The following is a 15,602-nucleotide window of genomic DNA, read 5'->3' as shown; positions in this document are numbered from 1 at the left end:
TGCCTGATCAGTTGAGGGCCGGGCAGGTCCCTTCCACGCGCAGGCGGCCGGGGCTCACGCCGCTCACGCGCTTGAACAGGCGCCGGAACGCCGCTTCGCTGCTGTAGCCCAGCTGCTGGGCGATGTCGGCCACCGACTGGCGGCGATCGCGCAGCAACTGCTCGGCCACCGTCACCCGCCATTGGGTGACGTACTGCATCGGTGGCATCTTCATCAGGTGGGTGAAGCGTTCGGCGAACGCCGAGCGCGACATGCACGCCAGGCAGGCCAGCGACTGCATGGTCCAGCACTGCCCGGGCGTTTCGTGTACCGCATGCAGCACCCGGGAAATGCGCGGATCGCCGAGCGCCGCAAACAACCCGCGGTGCTCGCCCGCACGATTGGCGTAGTCGCAGATCGCCAGCGTGAACAGCGCATCGGCCAGCTTGTTCAGCAGCACCTGTCGTCCCATCACACCGGCATCGACCAAGGCCACCATCATCGAGGACAGCTGGCGAAACGTGGCACCGGCGTCCCTGGCGCGGGTCACGAAACACGCCGGCAAGGCGTGGCTGAGCGGGTGATGGGCATTGCCGGAAAACTTCAGTTCGCCGCAGATGAAGCTGGTGCGGTCCGGCTGCTCGGGGTGCGCTGGCTCGTCCACGCTGAGGCGATGCGCCTCGCCCTGCGGCAGCACCACCAGGTCGCCCGCCTCCAGTTGCATCGGCTCGCCCAGCGCGGGGCATTCGAACGTGCAGCGACCGGCCCCGACCAGGTGGAACAGGCCGGAGTGGTAGCGCGGCTGGCTCAGGAACCACGAGCCGCAACGGTGCAGCTCGGCCACCACTTCGACCTGCAGCATCGACTGGTTGAGCAACGATTCCAGCGCCGGCTCGATGAGTCGGGGCGGCGGCCCGTCGGGCCGGTCAGGATGCGGTTCGATATGCACGGGCGATCCCTCCATCGCGGGTTCTGTGCCAGCCTTTCGCCGCGGCCATGGCCAGGGTTACATCGAGTCCTGCTGCAGCCTCCAGCCGGCCAGCACACCATCGTCCAGCCAGCCACGCAGGATGCCGGCCATGCGCGGCATGGCGGCGGACGGTTCATGATGCTCCGCCAGCCGGTCGCACAACAGTGCAAACGATTCGTCGCGCATCGCGGCGGCCAGCACCATCCGCTCGTCGTCCTCGATCAGCCGATAGCGCACGGCCAGCGCCTGGCGCCACACCAGCAGGTGGCGCGAACGCCGGTATCGCCGCAGCCGCGGGCGGGCGAGCTCCCGATCGGCGGCGCGGCGGAACGCCTCGACGTTGCAGACGCCGCCAAGGATCTGCAGGTGCGCTTGCGGGCGCAGGTGCAGATCGACCCAGGCTTCGGCGGGCACGCCGGCCAGCTCCGCGGGGTCCACCGCCACCTCGTCCACCGCGTCGAACGCGGTGGAGATGGCCCAGTCCAGCCGTGCCATCTCGGCCAGCGCCGGGCGTTCGCGCCAGGGCAGGCCGTATTCGAGGAACGCCGGCAGGCCAGCGCCGTGCCAGCGGATGTTGTAGTGGCCGGATGGATGCGCGGCGACGTAGCTTTTCAGCAGGCGCTCGAAATCCCGTCCGGCGAGCAGGCACAGTCCGGGAAACTCCAGTGCCAGCGCGTCGCGCAGGCGGACCCTGTAGCCCTGACGATAGACGTCCATACGGCTGGATGCATCGGCACGCTCGTCGCCACGGATCCCGCGCAGTCGCGGCGCCTTGTCGGCCAGTACGGCTTGCAGCATGCGCTGCTGCAGCGCTTGCAGACCGCTCATGCCGCGTCCTGCAGCAGCGGCAGCGCCAGCTGGCGCGCGTAGTCCAGCTCGGCCATGAGTTCGGCCAGCGGCGGGATGTGGTCGTCGCGCTCGATCATGGTGGAGACCCGCCCGAAGCGCCGGACCGCCTCCAGGTAGAGCTGCCACACGTCATCGACGATGGGCGCATCGTGCGTGTCGATCAGCAGCTGCCCGCCCTGCTCGTGGCCGGCCAGGTGAAACTGCTGCACCCGCGTGGCGGGGATGCCGTCGAGGTAGGCCAGCGGCGAGAACCCATGGTTGTGCGCGTTGACGTGGATGTTGTTGATGTCCAGCAGGATCAGGCAATCCGCCCGCTCGGCCACCGCGGCGAGAAACTGCCACTCGGTCAGCTGCGCATCGGCAAAGCTGATGTAGCTGGAGACGTTTTCCAGCAGGATGCGTCGCCCCAGCACGTCCTGCACGCGGCTGACGCGCTCCACCACATGGGCAAGCGCCTCCTCGGTATACGGCAGCGGCATCAGGTCGTGCAGGTTCACGCCCTGCACGCCGGTCCAGCACAAGTGGTCGGAAATCCAGGCCGGCTCGACCCGGTGCGCCAGTGCCGACAGCCGCGCCAGGTAACCGTCATCCAGCGGATCGGTGCTGCCGATCGACAGCGACACGCCGTGCATAACCAGCGGAAAGCGCTGGCGAAACCGCTCCAGCCACGCCAGCGGCCGGCCGCCGGGCACCATGTAGTTTTCGGAAACGATTTCCAGCCACTCGACGTTGCCCGGTTGTTCGAGCAAGGCCTCGTAGTGGTCCACGCGCAGACCCAGCCCGTAGCCCAGGCACGGCAGCGGGTGATCGGAAGTGCAGGCATTCATGGCAGGTCCGGGCAATGGCGGGCTTGCAGCGCGCTGCAAGCCCGCCTGTTGATCAGGGTGCCGACTTCGCCGCAGCCTGGGCCGCGCTGCAGTCCTGCTGGCTCTTCTGCATGGTGAAGCCCTGGCCCTTGCACGAGTTCTGGCCCTTGCACGAATTGCTGGCCTGCTTGCACGCACCGTGTCCCTTGCAGGACGAGGAATGCATGCACTTGACGGCGGCGGTGTCGCCGGTGGCGGTCTTGTCGGCGGCGACCGCGGACATCGACGTGGCGGCGAACAGGCCGGCAACCAGGATAGCCATCGCACCGCTGTTGAACGTGTTGGTCTTCATGTAGGAACTCCTCGGAAAGTGGGCGCCGCGATCTTGCGGCGAAGGTGGAAGGGTCGGTGGTCGCCACACGTCGTGGCGGTGTTCCGACGCGAAGCATTCTCGGCATCGCCAGCGGCGCTGGCTGTTCCCGTGCATCCCGTTTTTGTGCCCGATCGTCCGGCATCGCACCGGCGCCGGCAGGACCGGACGCACGGCAAGAAAGCATGGACGCACGACCATGGCGCAGGCCGTGGGGCATCCGCATCATGCTGCCCACTCATTCCCACCGGATTCCCGCCATGCGCTCCTTCCTCACTGCCCGCGCTTCGCGCCTGCTCGACCTGCTCCACTCCGCGCGCTGGCTCGGCCCGCTCGTCCTGCGCCTGGTATTCGGTTACTTCTGGCTGGAAACAGGCATTGCCAAGGTGCACAACCTGGACGGCTTCACCCAGCGCTTCGTCGGCTGGGGCATCCCGTTTCCCGCGTTCAGCGCGGCACTGTCGGCGTGGACCGAACTGCTTGGCGGTCTGTTGCTGATGCTCGGTCTGTGCACGCGGCTGGTCTGCATCCCCATGCTGATCAACATGGCGGTGGCAGTCACCCTGGTGGTGTCGAGCAACCTGATGGGCCTGGACGACTACGTCGAGGCCGATGAAATCGTCTACAGCCTGATCTTCTTCTGGCTGCTTGTCGCCGGCCCGGGCAAGGTCAGTCTGGACACGCTGCTGGCGCGCTGGCTGGGCATCCGCACGCACGACGGAGCAGCAAACCATCGCATCGCCCCACAGCACAAGGTGACCGCATGAAGATTCGCGCGATTTCGCATCTTTGCGGTGCGCTCGCCCTGCTGCTGGCCGGCACCGCCGCCGCGGCCAAGCTGCCGTTCAACCAGGCGCAATATGAGCAGGCAGTGGCGGCCGGCAAACCGGTGGTGGTGTATTTCCACGCCGACTGGTGCCCGACCTGTCGCGCACAGCAACCCATTGTCGACAAGCTGCTCGGCGAACCGCAGTTCAAGTCGGTGACCTTGTTCGAAGCGGATTTCGACAACGAAACCGCGCTCGGGAAAAGTTTGAAGGTGATCCAGCAGTCGACCTTCGTGGTGTTCAGGCAGGGCCACGAGGCCACCCGCTCCACCGGCCAGACGCAGGAGGCGGCGATCCGCGCGGTATTGCAGCAGGCGCTGTAATGGCCTTCGGCATCGGCACCTATGTGGTGAGTTTCCTGGCCGGCATGGCCTCGATCCTGTCGCCCTGCGTGCTGCCGATCCTGCCGATCCTGATCGCCTCGGCGCTGTCGCGGCACCGGCTCGGCACGGCGGCGCTGGCGCTCGGACTGGCGCTGTCGTTCACCGTGGTCGGCATCTTCCTCGCCACGCTGGGCGCCTCGATCGGTCTCGGCCCGCAGACGATGCGCGAGGTGGCGGCCGTGCTGATGGTGGTGTTCGGCGTGGTGATGCTGTCCTCGCGGCTGCAGGAAGGCTTCGCGCGCATCAGTGCCCGGCTCGGTTCGGGTGGTCAGCGCGCACTGGGCTCGATCAAGGGCGAAGGTCCGCTCAGCCAGTTCCTGATCGGCCTGCTGCTCGGCGTGGTTTGGAGTCCGTGCGTCGGCCCCACCCTGGGCGCGGCAAGTTCGCTCGCCGCGCAAGGCCAGCACCTGGCGCAAATCGCGCTGCTGATGCTGGTGTTCGGACTGGGTGCCGGCTTTCCGCTGCTCGCCCTGGGCGGGCTGTCGCATGCCACAATGATGCGCGTGCGCGGTTCGCTGGCGTCATTCGGGCACGCGACCAAGGCAGCGATGGGCGGCTTGTTCGTGTTGTTCGGGGTGCTGATCCTGACCGGCCTCGATCACAAACTGGAAGCCTTCCTGCTGGCGATCAGCCCCGACTGGCTGACCCGGTTCACCACCGCGCTGTGATGGCGCCACCAACCTCCCGCCGGACATGACGGAAACCGCTCGAAAGCGCGCTCCATGCTGATGCATCCCATGAAGGTCAAAAGGGAGTGGCACCGGTCGGCCGATGCCTGGTTGGCGCATGTACCGAACGTCCCCCGTACATCGAATGTCGCTGAAGCGCCCAGATCCGCATCAGTGATGTCCACCATGGGATCGCGAAAACGGTTATCGGCACGCCTCGATCAATGCGCAACCCTGTTCCACCCCGTCAGTGGTGCTCACGCCCGCCTCGCTGTTGCGCCGCGGCGCAGTGCGGATCGACGTTCCCTGCAACCATCGCCACGAGGTCGCTGCCGATGGTCAGGCACCGATCCGCGATCGCCGCCACGCTGGTCCGGTGCGACACCACGACAAGTATCGTCCGTGGCAGCCGACGTTTCATGGCAGCCAGCACGTGGATCTCGGCCGCGGCGTCGAGCGCGCTGGTCGCTTCGTCCAGCACGGCCAGGAACGGTTGGCGCAGGATCACCTGGGCCAGCAGCAGCCGCTGCAGCTCACCGCCGGAAAGTCGGCTCGACGCGCTGTGCAGCGTGGTGTCCAGTCCATCGGGTGAACCGGCCAGGCGCTTGTCAAGGCCGACATCCAGCAGCACGGCCTGCATCATCTCGTCGCTGGCTGCGGGTGCCGCCCAGTGCAGGCATTCGCGCACCGAATGCTGCCAGGGCCGCACGCTCTGGCTGACATAGGCGCCACGCCGCACCAGCTCGCGGTATTCGCCGAAGTCGATCGGCTGTCCGTCGACCCGCGCCGCGAAAATCCCGGGCATGCTCATGCCGGCCAGCACGTCGACCAAGCTGCTCTTGCCGATGCCGGAGTCGCCGGAAATCAGGGTCAGCTCGCCGGGCACCAGACTCAACTGGCGGACATCGAGCGCGGCCAGCGGCGGCGCCAGCTGCATCCGCTCAATGTGCAGCGTCGCGCGATCCGCTTCCGCCGGCGACGGTGCCGTCGGCGAACGGTCCACGTCCAGGCTCATGTAGCGCCACCAGAGTTCGAAGGCCGGTGCAGCCGCACGCAACTGCTGGAAGCTCTGCCGGGTCGACACCAGGTACGGCAGCAGGCGCCCGAGCAGCAGGCAGGCCGCGATCAGCGATGCCTGGTCGACCCCGCGCCAGCGATAGGCCAGCACAAAGACCGCTGCGATGCCGATCGCCGCCAGCAGTTCGAGCAGCAGGCGTCCGTTGGCGACGAGTTCCAGCTGACGTTGGTAACCCTGGCCAAGCTGCGCGGAGATCGCGCCATAACTGTGCTTCTCGGCGTCCTCGCGCTCGAACGAACGAACGTGGCGCAGGCGCCGCGGAAAGTCCTCGCTGTGCCAGAACAAGCGCGTCATGTCGGCAACATACTGGCGACCGACCTGCGCTTGCCCGCGGCCGAATGCGCGCGACGCGATCACGCCGAACGCGGCAAACAGCGGTGTCGCCAGCATCAGCGGCGGGCAGACCCAGAACGCCGCCGCCAGGCTGACCAGGGAAGTGACGCCGGCGACCAGCAGTTGCAGCAAGGCGCTGAAGCCCTGGGTGATGATTTCGACGTTGTAGGTAAGCACATTGGCGATCTCGGCCGAGGTCGAGTCCGCCAGTGCATCCAGCCGCGCATCGAGCAGACGTGCATGCACCTGCCGCCGCCGGGTCATGCCGTAGCGCGCGGTCAGCCGCGCACCCAGTCGCGCGGTCAGCCAGCGCAGCACGGCAAAGGTGAACGTGGCCATCGCGAAGATCACCGCCTGCAGTTCCACGCTACCGCGCACGGCGAACGGCAGGGCATGGCCCGGCTGCACCAGCGGCACCAGCAGCACGGCGGCGAGGCTGCCGGCCAGCGCACTGGCCAACGACAGCAGCACGTACGCCGTGGTTTCCACCACGTCGGTGCGCGTGAACGTATGCAGCAGCGAACGCAGCATGTCGAAGGCCCGATCGCGTGCCGGCCGCGCTTCGCCGGATCCCCTCATGCGTGCGCGCCGACGACGTGCAGCAGCTGCCGCAAGGCATCGACCGAAGCCTGCGGATGCCGCCCTCGACGCAGTTCATACACCCCCTGCGCCATCAACTGCTGCTCGAAAAGATGCCAGCCCGGCTGCCCGGACGCGTACGGCTGATCGGCGCGCAGTCGTGCGGCGATCTGGTGGGCGGGAATCGGCGCAAGCAAGACCGCGGGATCGTTGGCCAGCTGGCTGGACACCCACACCGCGCCGACCAGCGCCAGCGACTCCGGCGCCAACCGGCCATGACCCAGCCTCAGGTCGACCTCGAATTTCTCGACCCCGCTGCGGCGGCGGATCACCGGCGCCTGCGCGATCCAGCGCCGGATACTGTCGTCATCAACGAATCGCAGCGCATCGGCCTGCACATGCAGGAAGTTGGCGACGCCAGTGGCCAGCATCTGCTCCGGCTGCACGAAGACGGCATCCTCGGCGAGGAAATCCAGCCCCTGCAACAAGCTGTGCAAAGCCAAGGTCGATTTGCCCGCGCCGCTGGCACCCAGCAGCAGGATGCCCCGCCCGCCACGGCCGACGCAGGCGCCGTGCAGCGGCACCAGACCCAATCCACGCGCGGCCAGGGTGAACACGGCGAACTCGATGAGTTCGTAGCGCAGATGGTAAGGACAGTCCAGCATGTCTTCCGAGGCCACCACCAGTGCCCGCCGCTGCGCGGGATCCAGCACCACGTAGTTCGAGGCGTCCATGACGCCGCAGATCAAACCCGCGCCGGACTGCATCCGCATCGGCGATGGCTCGGCGCCGCACGGCGGGACCTGCCGCGATACCAGACGCAGTTCGATGCGGAACTCCGCCGCAGCCAGCGGCAACCGATGCGGCGGCAAACCCGCGTAAGCGGCATCGACCAGGGCCAGCAGCGCCTCGCTGCCACTCTCGAAGCGAAAGTGGCCGCCCATGATCTGCCGGTCCATGCCCGCCACCGCGCCGCACCGCTCGTCGAACGGGTCGGCATGGACGTCGCGAGCGTCGGCGCAGGGAGTCAGTGTCATCGTCGTCGATCGAACATCCCGGTGGCTCGCCATCACGTGACCCGGTGCAGCACGCACCCGATCAGCTACCTCCTGAGTGCCGCCACGAGGGGCAAAGGTTGTAGCTGCCCCGCCCGCGCCGACCATTTTTCCGTGCGGGGCAACCGAAGCGGCGTGTTGCGGCACTCACGTCCAGCCAGCGCCAAGACGTGAGCCGATGCGGCCACGGCCAGCGTTGACTCCCACGTTGACGATCGAGGCTTCTCCGAGATGCTCAAGATTCAGGTCGGCCACTCCTACTTCCTGAGTTACGACCCGAAACAATGGGCGCGCGGCAAGCCTTATCCGCCGCTCGCCACGATCCAGATCGCGGCACTCCTGCGCCAGATGGGGCACGAGATCGCGCTGTTCGACGCGATGCTGGCCGCAGGCGTGGAGGACTATCAGGCATCGCTGCAGACCGCGCGGCCGGACGTGGTGGTCGTCTACGAAGACAACTTCAACTACCTGACCAAGATGTGCCTGGGCCGCATGCGCGAGGCGGCCTGCCAGATGATCGCCGAAGCCTGCGCGAGCGGCGCGCGCGTGATCGTCGCCGGCTCCGACGCATCCGACCATCCGGACGCGTTTCTGGCGGCGGGCGCGGATGCGGTACTGATCGGCGAAGGCATTGCGGCCCTGATCGAACTGATCGGGCGACTGCAGGCGGATCCGGGCATCGGCACGCAGCACTGGGTCGCCGGCATTGCCGGCGTGGCCACGCTGACGAATGGACAAACGCTGCTGACGCGCGTCGGCGTGATGCCGCCGGACCCGCGCCTGCTCGGCCACCCCGCCTGGGATCTGGTCGAGGTCGAACGCTATCGCACGATGTGGCTCGAACGGCACGGTTACTTCAGCCTCAACATGGCGGCGTCGCGCGGCTGCCCGTTCCGCTGCACCTGGTGCGCCAAGCCGATCTGGGGCAACCACTACAACCAGCGCAGCGCGCGGGACGTGGCGGCGGAAATGACCTACCTGAAACAGACGTTCAAGCCCGATCACATCTGGCTGGCGGACGACATCTTCGGCTTCCGCACCGATTGGGTCACGGAGTTCGGCGAGCACCTGAGCGCCGCCGACGGCTCGGTTCCGTTCACCATCCAGACCCGTGCCGACCTGATCAGCGAGCGGATGGCCGCCGCGCTGGAACATGCCGGCTGCAGCGAGGCCTGGATCGGCGCGGAAAGCGGCAGCCAGCGCGTGCTGGATGCGATGAACAAGGGCACCAGGGTCGCCGACCTGATCGCCGCCCGCGCACGACTGGGCGAGCATGGCATCCGCGTGGGCTTCTTCATCCAGCTCGGCTACCTCGGCGAGCAGCTGGCCGATCTGCTGGCGACCCGCGAGCTGATCGCGCAGGCCGTTCCGGATGACATCGGCGTCAGCGTTTCGTACCCGTTGCCAGGCACGAAATTCTACGAGCAGGTCAAGGCCCAGCTCGGCGCCAAGACCCATTGGCAGGACAGTGGCGACCTGGCCATGATGTTCCGCGGCGCCTACGACTCGGACTTCTACCGGCACGTGCGCGACCTGCTGCACGAGCAGGTCTTACTGCAGCAATCGAAGCCCGCCACATCACCGGAGCACTACCGCGAAGTCCACGCCGCGCTCGATGCGCGATGGGAGGCGCTGGTCGCCGACGAGCACGCGCACCGCAGCGAAGACGCCATCGCGCCAGCGCCCGCGACGACACCTGGCCATGCCGAATCTGGCCATGCCGAACCGAACCGCCATGCTGCCGCCGCTCACCATCGTTAAGGCCGGCTTGCGCCGCACCACCGAAGCGCTCGCCGTGGAGCTGGCGCTGTCGCGGCCGGGCGCGGCCACGCCGGACTGGACCGATCTCGAATGGCAGCTGGCCGCGGCGGCCGCCGTCGCCCACGGCGTGTCGCCACTGCTCAGCCGGTGCTCCACCTGGCAGCATCCGCCGTGGCGACAGTTCCTCGACCATCAGCGCGAGCATGTCGAACTTCGCCACCAGCGCATCGAAGCCCTGCTGCAACACATCGACAGCGCTGCCCGCGGCATCGGGCTGGGCATCACTCCGCTGAAGGGTTCCGCCCTGCACCGGCTGGGGCTCTACGCGCCGGGCGAGCGACCGATGGCCGATATCGACCTGCTGGTGCGCGAGGGCGATGCCGCGGCGGCGATCAGCCTGCTGCGGGAACTCGGCTACGTGGAGTCGTTCGTGCAGTGGAAGCACAGGGTCTTCAAACCGACCGATGGCACGCCCGTTCGCGGGCTGGGCGAACACCGCGATACACCGATCAATATCGAACTGCACACGCGCATCCAGGAACGGCTGCCGATCTCCGCCGTCGACATCACCGACCGGATCTATCCGCGCGAACCGCAGTCCGGATTGAATGACTACCCGTCGACCGGTGCCCTGATGAGCCACCTGCTGCTGCACGCGGCGGGCAACATCTGCGGCCGCAGCCTGCGCCTGCTGCACCTGCACGACATCTCGCTGCTGGCTACGCGCATGGTCGCCGACGACTGGGACATCCTGTGGGACGGGCATGCAGCCGAGCCACCCTGGTGGGCGCTGCCGCCGCTGCGGCTGGTGGCGCGCTACTACCGCAATGCGGTTCCCGAAGCCGTGTTCGCCCGGCTCGAACACGATTGTCCTCTACTGCTGCGAACGATCTCGCGCCGCCAGACGCTGACCCGCGTTTCGTGCTCGGAACTGTGGCTGCACGCCCTCCCCGGCATCGAATGGTCGCGCTCCGTGGGTGAAGTCGGGCGTTACGTCAGGAACCGTGTCCGGCCGTCGGAAGAAGCCATCCGGGAACGCGCCGACATGGTGCGGACCCAGCTGTGGCTGCAAGGTCAGAGCTGGGTCACCGCGAACCATGTGCATCGCATCCTGACCTGGCTGACCCGGCCGGTGCCGCGGATGGACACCCTGTACGTGGTGCGCGCGGCGCTGGAAGCCCCGGCGCCCGCGCCGTAGAAGCGGCCCGATGACGGGAGAGAGCAGCGATGAACGCGCAGCCAATTGGCCTCGCCGCCGGCGACGCACCGCTGTCGGGCATCCGCTTGCGTTGCCCCCGCTGCGCAACCGCCATCGACACGCTGGCTTGCCCGGCATGCAGGTTTGCCATCGTGATCGACGACGGCATCGCGCATGCCCTGCCGCCGGAATCGGCCGCACACCATGCCCGCTTCATCGCTGACTACCAGCGGATCAGGACAGCGGAGGGCCGCGGCAGCGAAAGTGAAGACTTCTACCTCGCCCTTCCCTATCGCGACACGACGGGAAAAAATCGCCGCCAATGGCAGATGCGGGCGCGCAGTCATGACTACATCGTGCGGCATCTGCTGAAAGGCAGCCGGATCCTCGACCTGGGTGCCGGCAACGGCTGGATGAGTTTTCGCCTGGCACTCGCCGGCCATCGCCCCTGCGCCGTCGACCTGCTCACCAATGACCGCGACGGACTGGGCGCGGCCCGGCATTATCGGGCACACCTGGCGACACTCTTTCCGCGCTTCCAGGCCGAGATCTGCCGTCTTCCGTTCGCCGACGAGCAGTTCGACGTCGCCGTGTTCAATGCCTCCTTCCACTACGCCGAAGATGGCGAAGCCAGCCTGCGCGAAGCGTTGCGCTGCGTGAGAAAGGGCGGCACGGTGATCATCAGCGATACGCCGTGGTATGCCCGCGACGAGAGCGGCCGGCAGATGCTCGCCGAGCGTCGCGAGGCTTTCCTGCGCCGTCATGGCACGGCTGCCGACGCCATCGCCAGCCTTGGCTACCTCACCGACGAGCGCCTGCGCCGCCTGGGCGACGCGTTGTCGATCCGCTGGGACGTGCATCGTCCGTGGTATGGCCCGAGCTGGGCGATGCGCCCGCTGGTGGCGAAACTTCGTGGCCGCCGGGAGCCTTCAAAATTTCGACTTTACGTCGCGCGCAAACCCGTCTGACCCCTGCGCATCCGTCGACGCGTGTCGGTACAGTGCCTCGAACAGTCGCGCCGTGGCATCGGCGTCCTCCGGCAACGCCCGGTGCTGCGCCGCCTCGGCCAGTTGCAAGCGCAGTGATTCATCGGCAAGCACCCGCCGAATGGCGTCCGCCAGCGCGGCCCAGTCGCCGACAGGCACGGCGCATGCCGCGCCAGGCGCCCATTCCAGCAGATGCCCGACGGCCGTGCCGACCGTCGGCACTCCGGCCACCGCGGCCTCCAGCAACACCAGCGGGCCGGCCTCGTGCAGCGACGACATCACCAGCAGGTCGGCCGCCTCCATCAGCGGACGCAACTCGCGCTGCGTCTTGAATCCAGCAAAGTCGACGCAGTGTTCCAGTCCGAGCCGACGGGCCAGCCGCTGCATCTCGCCGTGCAAGGTGTCCACGCCGACGATATCCATCCGGAACGCCAACCCGGCGTCGTGAAGAACGGCCAGTGCCCGCAACAGCGTCGGCTGATCCTTCACGCGATTGAGGCTGGCGACGTGGATCAGCCGCGCCGGCCCGCCGCGCCGCGCGCGTGGCGCCAGCGGCGGCCACACCTGCAGGTCGACACCGAGTGGCACGCGCCGGGCCTTGACGCCGAGCATCTGCAGCGCGTCGATGATCGGCGCGCTGGCCGCCGTGACGACATCGGCGCCGCGCAGCACGCAGGCCTCGCGCAGCCGCCCTTGCCATTTCCGTCGCCCGCCGTAGTCGATCGCGTGCAGCGCAACCAGCTCGCCGCCGGCGATATGCACCAGGCTCGGCAGCCGCAACAGCTTGGCCGCGACCACGGCGACCAGGCTGCACGAACCGGAGAAGATCGCGTGGATCCGATCGAACGGCGCGCGGCGATGTTCGGCGCGAATCGTCGCGATTGCGCGCAGCCGGGTCCAGCCGCCACCGATGTTGTGGACGCTCGCGCCGGCGAGTTCCCAGTGGCCGGCCACCGTTTCCTGGTGCAGCGCGAAGACATGCACTTGGTGCGTCCGCGCCAATCGTTCGATCAGCGCCAGCAAGGCCGGGATCACCCGAAACTCGCCGCTGCGATCGACCCCGCCCGGCACCACCAGTGCGATCTTCACGACGCGCTCCGGCGTCGGCCGTGGTGAACCTGCGCATAGGCGTCGGCCCATTGCCGACCCACCGCCGCAAACGACAGCGCGGCGTCGAAGTGCGCGCGCACCTGTTGCGGTGATGGCCGGCTGGCCGCGATATCGACCAGGGCGTCGGCAAACTGCGCGGCGTCACCGCAGGGCCAGAGCTTGCCGACACCGCCATCACCGAGCAGCGCACGAAACGAGGGAATGTCGGTGACCACCGGCGCCACGCCGCAGGCCAGCGCTTCGAGTACGACATAGCCGCAACTCTCGGCATGGCTGCCGGAGACGAACAGGTCCGCGGCGCGCATCAAGGTCTCGACGCGCGCGTGCTCCACCTTGCCCAGCAGGTGGACGCGCCCGCGGAGCTGCGGATCGTGTTCGATGCGCTGCTGCACCTCGCCGAGCAACGGCGCACTGCCGAACGCGCACCACAGCTGCAGGTCGGGCAACTGCCGTGCGGCCAGGGACACGCCATCGAGCACGGTCAGCGGGTCCTTGCCGGAGCTCAGGTGTCCCACCCACAGCACACAGGGATCACCGCGCAGCCCGGTTTCGACGCGGGCGCGATCGCGACTGCCCGGCGTGAAGCGACAACTGGACTCCGGTATCGCGAACACTTGCGCCAGCGGATCGAACAGACGCGCGCGGATGAACGGCTGCGCCTGCCCGGGTGCGGTGAAGGCGACGCCGGAGATGGCCGCATGCCAGCGCCGCCACTGCGGCCGCCGCCACCAGCGCGGCGGCCGGCTGGCGTGGTCCTGCATGAGGATCGGCAGTTGCGGCAGGCATTGCGACACCGCGAATGCTTCCTCGACGAAATCCAGGCCGTGCCCATGCAGCAGGTCGACCTTGAGGTCGTCGAGCAGGCTGGCGAAACGACGGCCGCGGTTTCGCGCCACTTCCAGTCCGCGGATATCGACGAAGTGGTAGTCGATGCCGTTGCGGGTGATCAGGTCCTCGCGGGCCGCCGCCTGGATTACCGAAACACGGATGCCGGAACTGGCCGCCACTTCGGCGATATCCACCAGCGAGTGCCATTGCTCAAGGACCTGGATCGGCGTGAGCTCCTCCGGTGCCTGCAGGAAATTGATCTGCGCGACGTGCAGGACCGTCATCGCTAGGCGCCGGTGATTTGCGGCGTGCGCAGTTGCACGAAACGATTGGCGATGTTGAGTTCCCACGGATGGTCGTAGCGCCGATGGCGATAGCGCCACGAGGCCATCGCGCTCAGGCTGCGCTTGGCCCAGCGGGGTGAGCGCACGTCCTGCACGGTGGGGTAGCGGCAGCGCAGCACGGTGACGAAGTCGTAGATGCGCTGGCGCAGCTTGTCGGTGAGCCAGGGCGCGTCGGCGTGACAGGCATAGTCCACCCAGCGACGCTGCGTCCACTCGTCCGGCGTGGCGGGAAACATCACCGGCTCGCCATGCACGTCGAGCAGGGGCGCTGCAGGATGCTTGCCGCGCTCCTTTTCGTGCTTGCTGCTCTCCGGCAACGGCGTGTAGATGTAGGTGATGATTTCCGAGGCGGGATTGATCCGCTTCAATTCGCGGATGAACTCGAACGTCAGCTCGGTTTCCTCTTCGGTATTCACCGGCGGCGCGAGCATGAATGAGAACTCGGGGATCACGCCATGGCGTGCACACAGCGCGGCCACCGCCAGCGTCTGGTCGGGCCGCGTGCCCTTGCGGATTTCCTTGAGCATCGCACCGCTGGGTGACTCGGCACCGATATAGGCCATGCGCAACTTGCTCTGGCGCACCAGTTCCCAGGTGCTTTCGGAAAGCTTGAGCAGGGCGTCGGCGCGGGCGAAACACCACCACGGCATTTCGAGCCTGGCCATGATCCTGAGCAGCGGGATCATGTCCTGTTCGCGATCGAAGAAGTTGTGGTCGTAGAACAGGATGGAATCGGCACCCAGTTCGTACTTGAGATAATTCAGCTCGCGCTCCAGCCGCTCGCTCGGCGGCAGCGATGTGGCACCGCCGAACATCGCCGCCACGCCGCAGAACGTGCAGCGGAAACGGCAGCCGATCGATGCCTGGTGCACCGCCGTGCGCTGCCCGAGAAAGGTGCTGGCCAGATACTTGTCCGGATCGCCCAGCTTTTCATAGGGCAGGACCAGCGCGGCATCGCCGTGCCGGAAGCCGCGATTGGGGTTGTGCACGATTTCGCCATCGCGGCGCCAGGACAAACCGCCGATCCTGGCCAGCGCCTCATCACCGCCACCGCGGTTCAGCGCCGAGACCAGCTCGACCAGGCTTTCCTCGCCCTGCCCGCGCACCGCGTAATCCACGTAGGGCGCGGCCAGCGTGGTGTCGGTATACAGCGTGGGGAAGTAACCGCCCCAGATGATCGGCATCGCCGGATAACGCTCGCGGATCGCCTTCGAAACCGCAATCGCCGGCGCCAGCTGCGGGCCGCCCATGATGCCGATGCCGAGGGCGTCATAATGCTGTTTCCCGGCGGCGGCCAGGGTCGCGGCCACCAGGTCCCGATCGATGTTGCCGTCCACGATATGGCTGTCGCCAAAACGATCCAGCGCCGCGGCCAGGTTCAGCAGCGACAGCGGAAAACGCGGCCGCGTGGTGACCGTCGGGTTGACCAGCAGCGTGCTGGGACGATGCGGCATGGGACGATGAGTCATGCGATGTCT

Annotated in this window: 15 protein-coding genes; 6 read left to right on the top strand and 9 right to left on the bottom strand. The window is 67.5% G+C overall.

Annotated features, from left to right (window positions below; all coding sequences use genetic code 11):
• Positions 1–7: 7 nt before the first annotated feature.
• Genes ACQGNJ_RS07400 through bufA2 form a run of 4 tightly spaced genes read right to left on the bottom strand, consistent with a single transcriptional unit; the run spans position 8 to position 2,956 of the window.
• On the bottom strand, positions 8–928 hold the full coding sequence (locus tag ACQGNJ_RS07400) for an AraC family transcriptional regulator (protein WP_426688593.1): 921 nt from the start codon (positions 926–928) through the stop codon (positions 8–10).
• 57 nt (positions 929–985) lie between these two features.
• Complete coding sequence (locus ACQGNJ_RS07395) at positions 986–1,777, bottom strand: HvfC/BufC family peptide modification chaperone (protein WP_426688592.1); 792 nt, start codon at positions 1,775–1,777, stop codon at positions 986–988.
• Positions 1,774–2,625, bottom strand: coding sequence for an MNIO family bufferin maturase (gene bufB, locus ACQGNJ_RS07390; protein WP_426688591.1), 852 nt, complete (start codon positions 2,623–2,625; stop codon positions 1,774–1,776). The genes ACQGNJ_RS07395 and bufB overlap by 4 nt, the downstream gene beginning before the upstream one ends.
• 52 nt (positions 2,626–2,677) lie before the next feature.
• Positions 2,678–2,956: a BufA2 family periplasmic bufferin-type metallophore gene (gene bufA2, locus ACQGNJ_RS07385; RefSeq protein WP_140648494.1), complete on the bottom strand. Its 279-nt coding sequence runs from the start codon at positions 2,954–2,956 to the stop codon at positions 2,678–2,680.
• 278 nt (positions 2,957–3,234) lie between these two features.
• Between bufA2 and ACQGNJ_RS07380 the strand changes: the two genes are divergently transcribed.
• From ACQGNJ_RS07380 to ACQGNJ_RS07370, 3 genes are read left to right on the top strand one after another with little or no spacing between them, the layout of a single operon-like run.
• Positions 3,235–3,741, top strand: a complete 507-nt coding sequence (locus ACQGNJ_RS07380) for a DoxX family protein (protein ID WP_426688590.1) — start codon at positions 3,235–3,237, stop codon at positions 3,739–3,741.
• On the top strand, positions 3,738–4,124 hold the full coding sequence (locus ACQGNJ_RS07375) for a thioredoxin family protein (RefSeq protein WP_426688589.1): 387 nt from the start codon (positions 3,738–3,740) through the stop codon (positions 4,122–4,124). Before ACQGNJ_RS07380 ends, ACQGNJ_RS07375 begins: the two co-directional genes overlap by 4 nt.
• Positions 4,124–4,852: a cytochrome c biogenesis CcdA family protein gene (locus ACQGNJ_RS07370; protein WP_426688588.1), complete on the top strand. Its 729-nt coding sequence runs from the start codon at positions 4,124–4,126 to the stop codon at positions 4,850–4,852. Before ACQGNJ_RS07375 ends, ACQGNJ_RS07370 begins: the two co-directional genes overlap by 1 nt.
• Before the next feature lie 247 nt (positions 4,853–5,099).
• Here ACQGNJ_RS07370 and ACQGNJ_RS07365 read toward each other — a convergent pair whose 3' ends face one another.
• Complete coding sequence (locus ACQGNJ_RS07365) at positions 5,100–6,842, bottom strand: ATP-binding cassette domain-containing protein (protein WP_426688587.1); 1,743 nt, start codon at positions 6,840–6,842, stop codon at positions 5,100–5,102.
• Positions 6,839–7,879, bottom strand: a complete 1,041-nt coding sequence (locus tag ACQGNJ_RS07360; protein ID WP_426688586.1) for a serine kinase — start codon at positions 7,877–7,879, stop codon at positions 6,839–6,841. The genes ACQGNJ_RS07365 and ACQGNJ_RS07360 overlap by 4 nt, the downstream gene beginning before the upstream one ends.
• Before the next feature lie 249 nt (positions 7,880–8,128).
• Between ACQGNJ_RS07360 and ACQGNJ_RS07355 the strand changes: the two genes are divergently transcribed.
• The 3 genes from ACQGNJ_RS07355 to ACQGNJ_RS07345 are packed head-to-tail and all read left to right on the top strand — an operon-like array spanning position 8,129 to position 11,824.
• On the top strand, positions 8,129–9,658 hold the full coding sequence (locus ACQGNJ_RS07355; RefSeq protein ID WP_426688585.1) for a B12-binding domain-containing radical SAM protein: 1,530 nt from the start codon (positions 8,129–8,131) through the stop codon (positions 9,656–9,658).
• Entirely contained in the window at positions 9,633–10,856 is a 1,224-nt protein-coding gene (locus ACQGNJ_RS07350; RefSeq protein WP_426688648.1) for a nucleotidyltransferase family protein, read from the top strand. Before ACQGNJ_RS07355 ends, ACQGNJ_RS07350 begins: the two co-directional genes overlap by 26 nt.
• A 29-nt stretch (positions 10,857–10,885) precedes the next feature.
• On the top strand, positions 10,886–11,824 hold the full coding sequence (locus tag ACQGNJ_RS07345) for a class I SAM-dependent methyltransferase (protein ID WP_426688584.1): 939 nt from the start codon (positions 10,886–10,888) through the stop codon (positions 11,822–11,824).
• On the opposite strand, the gene ACQGNJ_RS07340 is transcribed toward ACQGNJ_RS07345, so the two are convergent.
• The 3 genes from ACQGNJ_RS07340 to ACQGNJ_RS07330 are packed head-to-tail and all read right to left on the bottom strand — an operon-like array spanning position 11,786 to position 15,593.
• A complete protein-coding gene (locus tag ACQGNJ_RS07340) occupies positions 11,786–12,931 on the bottom strand; it encodes a glycosyltransferase family 4 protein (protein ID WP_426688583.1) in 1,146 nt (381 codons plus the stop codon). The two genes, ACQGNJ_RS07345 and ACQGNJ_RS07340, sit on opposite strands and share 39 nt — an antisense overlap.
• Positions 12,928–14,064, bottom strand: a complete 1,137-nt coding sequence (locus ACQGNJ_RS07335) for a glycosyltransferase family 4 protein (RefSeq protein ID WP_426688582.1) — start codon at positions 14,062–14,064, stop codon at positions 12,928–12,930. The genes ACQGNJ_RS07340 and ACQGNJ_RS07335 overlap by 4 nt, the downstream gene beginning before the upstream one ends.
• 2 nt (positions 14,065–14,066) lie before the next feature.
• Positions 14,067–15,593, bottom strand: a complete 1,527-nt coding sequence (locus ACQGNJ_RS07330) for a B12-binding domain-containing radical SAM protein (RefSeq protein WP_426688581.1) — start codon at positions 15,591–15,593, stop codon at positions 14,067–14,069.
• Between the last annotated feature and the right edge of the window lie 9 nt (positions 15,594–15,602).

The organism is Rhodanobacter ginsengiterrae (assembly GCF_050026815.1).
Taxonomy (GTDB): Bacteria; Pseudomonadota; Gammaproteobacteria; order Xanthomonadales; family Rhodanobacteraceae; genus Rhodanobacter; species Rhodanobacter ginsengiterrae.
Note: the sequence above shows the minus strand (reverse complement) of the source record. Positions and strands in the feature narration are given on the sequence as shown.